The following is a 9622-nucleotide window of genomic DNA, read 5'->3' as shown; positions in this document are numbered from 1 at the left end:
AACCACCTGCCGCCTGCGCTGTTTGAGCAGCAAGCGGCCTAATGCTCCTACAGAGCGGTTCAAAAAAACTGAACCACAACAGGCTTGCCCGCGATAGCGATTTCAAAATCAACTCATCAACCGCGCCGTCCCAAACAAACTGACCCGGCTCAGTTCACCGTCTAACTCTTCGAGCAAAACCGGCGCCGTACCCCCGGGCATAACCACCGCCACCGTCCCCGCCGTCACCCAACCGACACTCCACGCCGCGCAGGCCACCGCGCTCGCGCTGGTGCCGGACGACGCGGTCGGGCCTTCACCGCGTTCGAAGACCCGAGCGGCAATGCGATTCCCGGATTCCAGCATCGCCCATTGCAGATTGACGCCCGCCGGACACGGCTCGCCTGCCCCAGCCGGTGGGGCGAAGGCGATGCGCATCAGATCGGCCGACAACCCGGGCTCACGCATGCGCTCATTACTTGGCAGCGCAGCAGCCTGTTCGATCAGCGTCACACAATGGGGATTGCCGATGCGCACAAACCGGCTGTGGTTCCATTGCGGATTCAAGCGTGCGAGCACCGGCACATGGCTCGACTCACGCTGGTTGAACGTCCGCGCCTCAACCGCCTGAGCCCCCACCGCCTGCGGCCCGAATGCCGGTTTACCCAAGTCCAGCCAGAAACCCTGTACTCCGTCGACCTGCGCCGGTTCGACCGAGGTTTCGACAGGCGACACGGCATCGCTTTTGTCATGGTGAACCTTGAGCAAGCAACGACCTTCGGCCGGCATCAAGCCCTGTTCGGTCAACGCCTGGGCAAAAATCGTCAAGCCATTGCCACTGCGCTCGGCCAAGGTTCCGTCGGTGTTGACGATCAACAGATCAAACGGTGGCGCGGCTTGAAACGGGCCGATCAGCAATCCATCCGAACGGTGTTCCTTGGCACCGGCCGGTTGGGTGCCGGGCGCCCAACTGCAGCACGCCTCCACGGCGGACAAGGCCCAGGCGAGACGCTTTTTCGCCGACTCGCTGGCTCCTTCCGGCAGATCGATACCGCGCTGGCGCAGTTCGTGTGGGCTGACAACGGCGTAGATATTCCCGCGAGCATCGAATAGCGACGTCATGGACAGGTCCTGAGTAAGGTCTGGAACACGCCGCTACTGTAAGCGCTGGCGACTCAAATCACACACACAGAACCTCAAGGTCGTCTGACGGTCACTGATGTGCAAGGATGTGGCCCTGCTCACAACCTCCCCCGAAGTACCAAGGATGTTCATGACCGCCATCATCCCTTCAGTCCCCGTCCGCCCCGGGCGCCTCGAACAGATGTCGACGCGCATCGCCTTCTTTATCGCCGGTTTCGGTATCGCGGCGTGGGCGCCGCTGGTGCCTTACGCCAAAGCCCGGGCCGGGCTCGATGACGGCACGCTCGGCTTATTGTTGCTGTGCCTGGGGGTCGGTTCGATTCTGGCGATGCCGATGGCCGGTGCATTGGCCTCGCGCTTCGGTTGTCGACGAGTGCTCAGTGGCGGCACGTTGCTGATCTGCCTGGCACTGCCGCTGCTGGCGACGGTGTCGTCGATTCCGCTGCTGATCGCCGCGCTGTTCCTGTTCGGTGCCGGGTTGGGCACGGTGGATTCGACGGTGAACCTGCAAGCGGTGATCGTCGAGCGAGCCAGCGGCAAGACCATGATGTCGGGCTTTCACGGGTTATTCAGCCTCGGCGGGATCGTCGGCGCGGCGGGTGTCAGCGCCCTGCTCGGCCTGGGCATTTCGCCGTTGGGCGCGACGTTGGTGGTGATCGTATTTCTGGTTTTGTCGTTGCTCAAGGCCGCACCGCATCTGTTGCCCTATGGCAGCGAAAGCTCGGGGCCGGCGTTCGCCATTCCCCATGGCGTGGTGCTGTTCATAGGCAGCCTGTGTTTCATCGTGTTCCTTGCCGAAGGCGCAGTGCTGGACTGGAGCGCGGTGTTCCTGGCCTCCGAACGTAATCTCGACACCGCATACGCGGGACTGGGCTATGCCGCGTTCGCCTTGACCATGACGGTCGGGCGACTGACAGGCGATGCCATCGTGCATAAGCTCGGGGCCACGCGCGTGATTGTGTTTGGCGGTTTGACCGCTGCTGCCGGTTTACTGCTGGCAACGTTGGCGCCGGCCTGGGAAGCCGCGCTGATCGGTTACGCATTGGTCGGAGCTGGGTGTTCGAACATCGTCCCGGTGCTGTACACCGCCGTCGGCAAACAGAACGTCATGCCGGAAAACATCGCCGTGCCAGCCATCACGACGTTGGGGTATGCGGGGATTCTGGCGGGACCTGCGGTGATCGGTTTTATCGCCCACGGCAGCAGCTTGAGTTTTGCTTTTGGGTTGATTGCGTTGTTGCTGCTGGCCGTAGCGGTCAGTGGCAAAGCGTTGAAAGTCTGAAAAACTGTGGCGAGGGAGCTTGCTCCCGCTGGACTGCGTAGCAGTCCCATTTTTAGGGCCGCTTCGCGCCCCAGCGGGAGCAAGCTCCCTCGCCACAGTGTTTTTTAGAGCCCGTCGCTGGCCTGCACGCCCGGCAGGGCATCTCCATCGATCTCGAACAGATAGTCGACAAAGGCTTGTGCCGCGGGGGACAGGCTGCGTCCAGCCAGTCGTACCAGGGCATAGGCTGAAGCTTTTGGAGACGTGGCAGTCGGTCGTACATTCCAATCCACGATTACCATACGGCCACTCTGCACATCGTCTGCGATGACATCCCATGGCACCAGGCAGACTGCATTGCTACTGGCGACCAACTGCTTGAGCAGCAATACGTCATCGCATTGCACACCCAGCGGCTGTGGACGGCCAAGCGTGGTCGCCAGCCATTGCTGGATTTCCTGTGGCAATCGGGGACCCGCCAGTGGATAGGGCCGCAGTTCATCAGGACCTACATTGCGCTGCTCACACAGCGGATGGCCCGGACGACAGAACAACACGCCTTGGTGCTTTCGCAAAGATTGAACCTCTAACTGAGGGTCGCCCTCGAGTTCTCTGCCGTCCGCTATAAACAGCTCGATGTCCCCCTCCAACAGTCGTTGCCGCAGGCTTTGCCAATTCTCGATGGCTAGCTGCACCGTGACCTGAGGATAGGAACAGGAAAATTTCCCCAGCGCCTGGGGCATCAGGCGCGCAGCAGGAAAGGGACCGGCACCCAGACGCAGTTCGCCGGTTTCCAGGCTCGCCAGTTGCAACACTGCATTGTCCAGCGCACGACTTCCGGCCAGTAACCGCCGAGCGTGCTCAAGCACCAACCGGCCATGGGCTGTCAAGGCTACCCCGCGCGGATTGCGGTCTACCAACTGGCAGTTAAGTTGGCCTTCAAGGGCCTGAATACTGCGCGAAAGTGCCGGTTGGCTGAGGTTTACCGCTTCGGCAGCACGAGCGAAGTGGCCGTGATCGGCGAGGGCAACAAAATGACGGAGTTGGCGTAGGTCGCTCATGCGTTATCTGCATCAATTATCTGATTGGAATGCATTGGAATTATCGAATGCCCTGACGGCATAGTGCAAGGGTCTGTTGACATCTCCTCCAATAACAACAACGGAGCCACCCGATGATTCGCCTCTCAACAGCCGTTCTCCTGGTCAGCTTATGTCCACCCTTGATGGCTGCTGATGCCGACGGCACAAAACCTCCGACTGCCTTCACCATCGCCGCCCAACAGCAGGTGAAATCCAGTTTGCCGTTTGAAGATCAAAGCGATTTCGATCGGGTTGATAAAGGGCTGATCAAGCGCCCGGAAAATCTGCTGATCAAAAACGACGATGGCAGCGTCGCCTGGCAATTGGGCGGTTATGATTTTCTTTATGCGGGAAAGGACTTCGACAGTATCAACCCGAGCCTTCAACGCCAGGCGCTGCTCAACCTCAAGTACGGCTTATATAAGGTCACCGATGGCATCTATCAGGTGCGCGGTTACGACCTGGCGAACATTACGTTTGTCGAGGGCAAGACCGGCTGGATTGTCATTGATACGTTAACCACCCCGGCTACCGCCAAGGCCGCTTACGCGCTGGTCAGCCAGGAGCTCGGACAAAAGCCCATTAAAGTCATCATCTATAGCCACGCACATGCCGACCATTTCGGCGGCGTGCGTGGCCTGGTCACACCGGAACAGGTGGCCAGCGGTGAGGTGCAGATTATCGCGCCGAACGGCTTCATGGAGTCGGCCATCAAAGAGAACGTGCTGGCGGGCAACGCGATGATTCGCCGCGCGACGTACCAATACGGCACGTTGCTCCCCAAAGGTCCGGAAGGTCAGGTTGACATGGCTATCGGCAAAGGCCTGTCATCTGGACCTTTGAGCCTGATTGCGCCGACCCGGTTGATCAAGGGTGCCATCGAAGAAACCGAGTTGGACGGTGTCCCTTTTACCTTCCAGAATACGCCGGGCACCGAAGCGCCCTCGGAAATGAACATTTGGCTGCCGCAGCAAAAAGCGCTGCTGATGGCCGAGAACGTGGTGGGCACGCTGCACAATCTGTACACCCTGCGCGGCGCTGAAACCCGCGATGCATTGGGTTGGAGCAAATACATCAACGAAGCACTGCACCAGTTCGGCGACAAGGCCGAAGTGATGTTTGCGGTCCATAACTGGCCACGCTGGGGGCACGAAGACATCGTCAAAGTCCTGGAGAAACAGCGTGACATTTACGGCTATCTCCACGACCAGACACTGCATCTGGCCAATCAGGGCGTGACCATCGACGACATCCAGCACCGCATCAAGGTGCCGGATGAACTCAGCAAGGAATGGTTCAACCGCGGCTACCACGGCTCGATCAGCCACAACTCAAGGGCGGTAATCAACAAATACCTCGGCTACTACGATGGCAATCCGGCAACCCTCGACCCGCTCAGTCCAGAAGAGTCGGCAAAGCATTACATTGCCTATATGGGTGGTGCTGACCTGGTACTGAAGATGGCCAAGGAGTCGTATGACCAAGGTGAATATCGCTGGGTTGCCGAGGTCGGTAACAAGCTGGTCTTCGCCGATCCGCAAAACAAGGCAGCCCGCGATCTGCAGGCCGACGCTCTGGAGCAACTGGGCTACCAGGCCGAGAACGCTGGCTGGCGCAACAGCTATCTGGCGGCGGCACAGGAACTGCGTAATGGCGTTCCACGCAATCTACCGTCTACCAAAATGAACAGTGGTGATGCCTTGGCCGCCATGGATACCGGACTGATCTTCGACTACCTCGGGGTTCGCTTGAACGCCGAGAAAGCCGAAGGCAAGAACATCAGCATTAATCTGAACCTGCCGGATGTAAACCAAACGTATCTGCTGGAGTTGAAGAACTCGCACCTGAACAACATCAAGGGCATACAGAGCGCCGACGCCGGGCAGACCGTGACCATTAACCGGGCCGACCTCAATCGCCTGCTGCTCAAAGACGTTTCGGCCGTACGACTGATCGTGGAAGGAAAACTGAGTAGCTCCGGCAACCCTCTGCTGCTACCGCAGCTGTTCGGTATGGTTGACGACTTCGATCTTTGGTTCGACATCGTGACGCCGCCAACAAAAGGCTGATGCAGGTCGGTTGCGCCTGTCGGGCCCTTGACCAAGGTCAAGGGCCCGAGCGGTTTAACGATTTCTTTCGCCGATCAGACCGTGCGACGCACACACCCACTCAAAAATACGGCCAGCGCGCCATCTAACTGCTCGCGACCGGCCGCAACATCAGTTACAGCGCTTTTGAACTGGGCTTTGCCAGCGACAGCGTGCTTATCGCCTTTTTCAAGGCCACGACCGGCAAGACGCCTGGCGCTTATTTCAAATAATCATTAGCAACCGACGAGTGGCCGGAAAAATCAATTGTCAGAAAATATTACCTACGTCATATTACGTCCGTAATAACGACTGATACCCCATAGGGGATTGCCATGACCAGCCTGAACGCCGTTGATCCCACCCTCGCCGTGAATCCTGCGCGCCCTCCTTTACTCAAGCGCTTACTGCTGACAGCTGCGGGTGTTGTCGCTCTGGCGTTGATCGCCTTCTACGGTTCGCACTGGTGGACCAGCGGCCGCTTCATCGAAGAAACCGACGACGCCTACATCGGTGGCGATGTGACGGTGATCGGGCCAAAGGTCGCCGGTTATGTCGAAGAAGTGCTGGTGACCGACAATCAGCGCGTCAAGGCTGGCGACCTGCTGGTACGCCTCGATTCACGCGACTATCGCGCCAGCCTGGCTAAGGCCGAAGGCGCCGTTGCAGCGGAGGAAGCACTGCTGGCCAACCTCGATGCCACGGAGCAATTGCAGCATGCGGTGATCGGCCAAGCGCGCGCTGGGATTGATGCCGCAGGCGCGGAAACCGCCCGTTCGCGGGATGACAATGCCCGCTACAAACAACTGGTCGGCAGTAATGCGGTATCGGTGGAAAGTGCTCAACGCGCCGATGCCACCTTCAAGACGGCTCAAGCGCAGAGTGCCCGGGCACAAGCCGAATTGCTCGCAACGCAACGGCAGCTGGACGTGATCGCAACCCGCAAGCAACAAGCCAAAGCGGCGTTGATGCAGGCGCGTGCCGAACGAGATCTGGCGCAGTTGAACCTCAGTTACACCGAACTGCGCGCACCGGTCGACGGTGTAATCGGCAATCGCCGGGCACGGGTTGGCGCCTATGCCCAGGCCGGCTCGCAATTGCTCTCGGTGGTACCGGCCAGCGGACTGTGGGTTGATGCCAACTTCAAGGAAGATCAGCTGGCGCACATGGTGCCCGGCCAGCGCGTGAGCATTCATGCCGACGTGCTCTCGGGGCGCGAATTCCACGGTCATCTGGACAGCCTGGCACCGGCCACTGGCGCGCAGTTCAGCGTGCTGCCGCCGGAAAACGCTACCGGCAACTTCACCAAAATCGTCCAGCGGGTACCGGTGCGTATCCTCCTTGATCCGGCCGATGGCGTACTCGGCCAGTTGCGTCCGGGGCTGTCGGTGACCGCGTCGGTTGATACCAAAACCGCACCCAAGGAAACGACTGTTGCCATAGCCCAGGCCAGCGCACCATGAGCCGCGCCCTCACCGCCCAGGCTCAACCGTTCAATGCCGCGAACATGGCGACGGCGACCAAGGTATTTGCCTTCGCCACCATGTGTATCGGCATGTTCATTGCACTGCTGGATATCCAGATTGTTTCGGCCTCGTTGCGTGACATCGGCGGCGGGCTCTCGGCCGGTACCGACGAAACCGCCTGGGTGCAGACCAGCTACCTGATCGCCGAAATCATCGTGATTCCGTTGTCGGGCTGGCTGTCGCGGGTGTTTTCCACACGCTGGCTGTTCTGCGCCTCAGCGGTCGGCTTCACCTTGGCCAGCCTGCTCTGCGGCGCGGCCTGGAACATCCAGAGCATGATCGCCTTCCGTGCCCTGCAAGGCTTTCTTGGCGGCTCGATGATCCCGCTGGTGTTCACCACCGCGTTCTTTTTCTTCACCGGCAAACAACGGGTTATCGCCGCCGCGACCATCGGCGCCGTGGCCTCGTTGTCACCGACATTGGGGCCGGTGATTGGCGGCTGGATCACCGACGTGTCGTCCTGGCACTGGCTGTTCTACATCAACCTGGTGCCGGGGATTTTCGTCGCTGTAGCGGTGCCGATGCTGGTGAAAATCGACCAGCCGGAATTGTCTCTGCTCAAAGGTGCGGACTACCTGAGTATGGTGTTCATGGCGCTGTTTCTCGGGTGCCTGGAATACACCCTGGAAGAAGGTCCGCGCTGGAACTGGTTCAGCGATCAGACGATTCTGACCACCGCGTGGATCTCGGGGCTGGCGGGGCTGGCGTTTATCGGCCGAAGCCTGCACGTGGCCAACCCGATCGTTGATCTGCGGGCGCTGAAAGACCGCAACTTTGCCCTCGGCTGCTTCTTTTCATTCGTCACCGGGATCGGCCTGTTCGCGACCATTTACCTGACGCCGCTGTTTCTTGGACGAGTGCGCGGCTACAGCGCACTGGACATTGGTCTGGCGGTGTTTTCCACCGGAGTGTTCCAGATCATGGCGATTCCGCTGTATGCCTTTCTGGCCAACCGCATCGACCTGCGCTGGATCATGATGGCCGGCTTGGGAGTGTTCGCGTTGTCAATGTGGGACTTCAGCCCGATCACCCATGACTGGGGAGCCAGGGAGTTGATGCTGCCGCAAGCCTTGCGCGGGATTGCCCAGCAATTGGCAGTGCCACCGGCGGTCACGCTGACCCTGGGTGGGTTGGCCCCGGCGCGGTTGAAGCACGCCTCGGGGTTGTTCAATCTGATGCGTAACCTCGGTGGCGCGATCGGCATCGCCGCCTGCGCAACGATCCTCAATGACCGTACCAACCTGCATTTCACTCGACTGGCCGAGCACCTGAACAGCAGCAATGAAGCCATGAACCAGTGGCTATCACAGGTCGGCAGCAACTTCGCCGCCCTGGGTCAAAGCGGTGACGCGGGCGTGACTGCCAGCCTGCACCAACTGTGGCTGCTGACCTACCGCGAAGCCCAGACGCAAACTTATGGCGACGCGTTTCTGATGATCATGGTCTGTTTCATCATCGCGACGCTGATGGTGCCCTTGATGCGCAAGGTGCAACCACCGGCCGCACCGTCAGCAGACGCCCATTGATCGCGGATCAGGCCTGCGGCATTTTACGGAAACCCACCGCCAGGCGATTCCAGCTGTTGATAGTGGTAATCGCCACGGTGAGGTCGACCATTTCCTTGGCCGTGAATTGCGCGGCGGCCATTTCGTAGTCTTCGTCCGGGGCGTGGGTCAGGCTGAGCTGAGTCAGGGATTCGGTCCAGGCCAGGGCCGCACGCTCGCGGTCGGTGAAAAACGGGGCTTCGCGCCAAGCGGTAACGGCGAACAGGCGACGTGGGGTTTCACCCTCCTTGAGGGCATCGGCGGTGTGCATGTCGATGCAGAACGCGCAGCCGTTGATCTGCGAAGCACGCAGCTTGACCAGTTCGATCAGCGACTTTTCCAGCGGCAGCTTGGAGACCGCGGTTTCCAGCGCGATCATGGCTTTAAGGGCATCAGGCGAGGCGGTATAGAAATCGACACGAGATTGCATGGTGAGCTCCGTAGCAAGTGGGGATGCGCCATACGGTAGCGCCACTGGCCATTGGCACAAATAGCCAATTATTCAGAAGTCGAGGTAGCCAATGACTAACCTGCCCGTTTTTTGGCGCGACCGTTTCTCCGGCCAAGTTGGCGGTGAATCGCGTGCTGGACCACCTCGATCCACCGGAGTAACAGCAACCGTAGCAGCTGCCGAGCCCACGAGGCTGCGTTCGAGGATGCAGTCCTCGTCAACCCTACGTACGCGGTTCACCTGAAAGAACGTGTTGCCTGATTTTACGACTGCTTCGCAGCCGAACGCAGCCTCGCGGGCTCGACAGCTGCTACGGGTGTTTAAGCTTGCCTACGCAGTGCCCATCAGAGGCTACAACACCTTGCGTCACGGCCTACACCTGCGCCAGAATCCGCCGGCTTGTGCGCCTTGGCCCTGGCTTCTATTGTTCTCCTGTCGCTGCCCATCAGCGATCGGGTTTAGCAGCTCGGAGGTTTTACGTAGGTGCACTGCACTCCAGAAATTCAGGTATTCCCTATCCCTGAACGCTATGGTGGCTGTGCGCAGGGC

At 59.8% G+C, this 9622-nt stretch carries 7 protein-coding genes and 1 pseudogene; 5 read left to right on the top strand and 3 right to left on the bottom strand.

Annotated elements, in window-relative coordinates; all coding sequences use genetic code 11:
- Positions 1–108: 108 nt before the first annotated feature.
- The gene (locus ACIPIN_RS26785; RefSeq protein WP_401124107.1) at positions 109–1101 is read right to left on the bottom strand and encodes a diaminopimelate epimerase; all 993 of its coding nucleotides are present in this window, start codon (positions 1099–1101) and stop codon (positions 109–111) included.
- Between the two features lie 151 nt (positions 1102–1252).
- Between ACIPIN_RS26785 and ACIPIN_RS26780 the strand changes: the two genes are divergently transcribed.
- On the top strand, positions 1253–2404 hold the full coding sequence (locus ACIPIN_RS26780; RefSeq protein WP_401124104.1) for an MFS transporter: 1152 nt from the start codon (positions 1253–1255) through the stop codon (positions 2402–2404).
- Between the two features lie 104 nt (positions 2405–2508).
- On the opposite strand, the gene ACIPIN_RS26775 is transcribed toward ACIPIN_RS26780, so the two are convergent.
- Positions 2509–3444, bottom strand: a complete 936-nt coding sequence (locus ACIPIN_RS26775; RefSeq protein ID WP_401124102.1) for a LysR family transcriptional regulator — start codon at positions 3442–3444, stop codon at positions 2509–2511.
- Between the two features lie 113 nt (positions 3445–3557).
- Here ACIPIN_RS26775 and ACIPIN_RS26770 point away from each other — a divergent pair, with 113 nt between their 5' ends.
- The 4 genes and pseudogenes from ACIPIN_RS26770 (at position 3558) to ACIPIN_RS26755 (ending at position 8604) form a co-directional block, all read left to right on the top strand.
- Positions 3558–5534, top strand: a complete 1977-nt coding sequence (locus ACIPIN_RS26770) for an alkyl/aryl-sulfatase (RefSeq protein WP_401124100.1) — start codon at positions 3558–3560, stop codon at positions 5532–5534.
- Positions 5535–5662: 128 nt separating this feature from the next.
- Positions 5663–5785, top strand: a pseudogene (locus ACIPIN_RS26765) (AraC family transcriptional regulator); the annotation flags it as partial.
- A gap of 102 nt (positions 5786–5887) precedes the next feature.
- Positions 5888–7015, top strand: coding sequence for an HlyD family secretion protein (locus ACIPIN_RS26760; RefSeq protein ID WP_401124098.1), 1128 nt, complete (start codon positions 5888–5890; stop codon positions 7013–7015).
- The gene (locus ACIPIN_RS26755; RefSeq protein WP_401124096.1) at positions 7012–8604 is read left to right on the top strand and encodes a DHA2 family efflux MFS transporter permease subunit; all 1593 of its coding nucleotides are present in this window, start codon (positions 7012–7014) and stop codon (positions 8602–8604) included. The genes ACIPIN_RS26760 and ACIPIN_RS26755 overlap by 4 nt, the downstream gene beginning before the upstream one ends.
- A 7-nt stretch (positions 8605–8611) precedes the next feature.
- Here ACIPIN_RS26755 and ACIPIN_RS26750 read toward each other — a convergent pair whose 3' ends face one another.
- Positions 8612–9052 carry a carboxymuconolactone decarboxylase family protein gene (locus tag ACIPIN_RS26750; RefSeq protein WP_401124094.1) on the bottom strand — a complete coding sequence of 147 codons (441 nt, stop codon included), beginning with the start codon at positions 9050–9052 and terminating at the stop codon, positions 8612–8614.
- Positions 9053–9622: the final 570 nt, after the last annotated feature.

It is taken from the genome of Pseudomonas sp. NPDC087697 (assembly GCF_044743155.1).
Lineage (GTDB): Bacteria > Pseudomonadota > Gammaproteobacteria > Pseudomonadales > Pseudomonadaceae > Aquipseudomonas.
The sequence above is the reverse complement of the archived record's forward strand: the minus strand, read 5'-3'. Positions and strand labels throughout refer to the sequence as shown.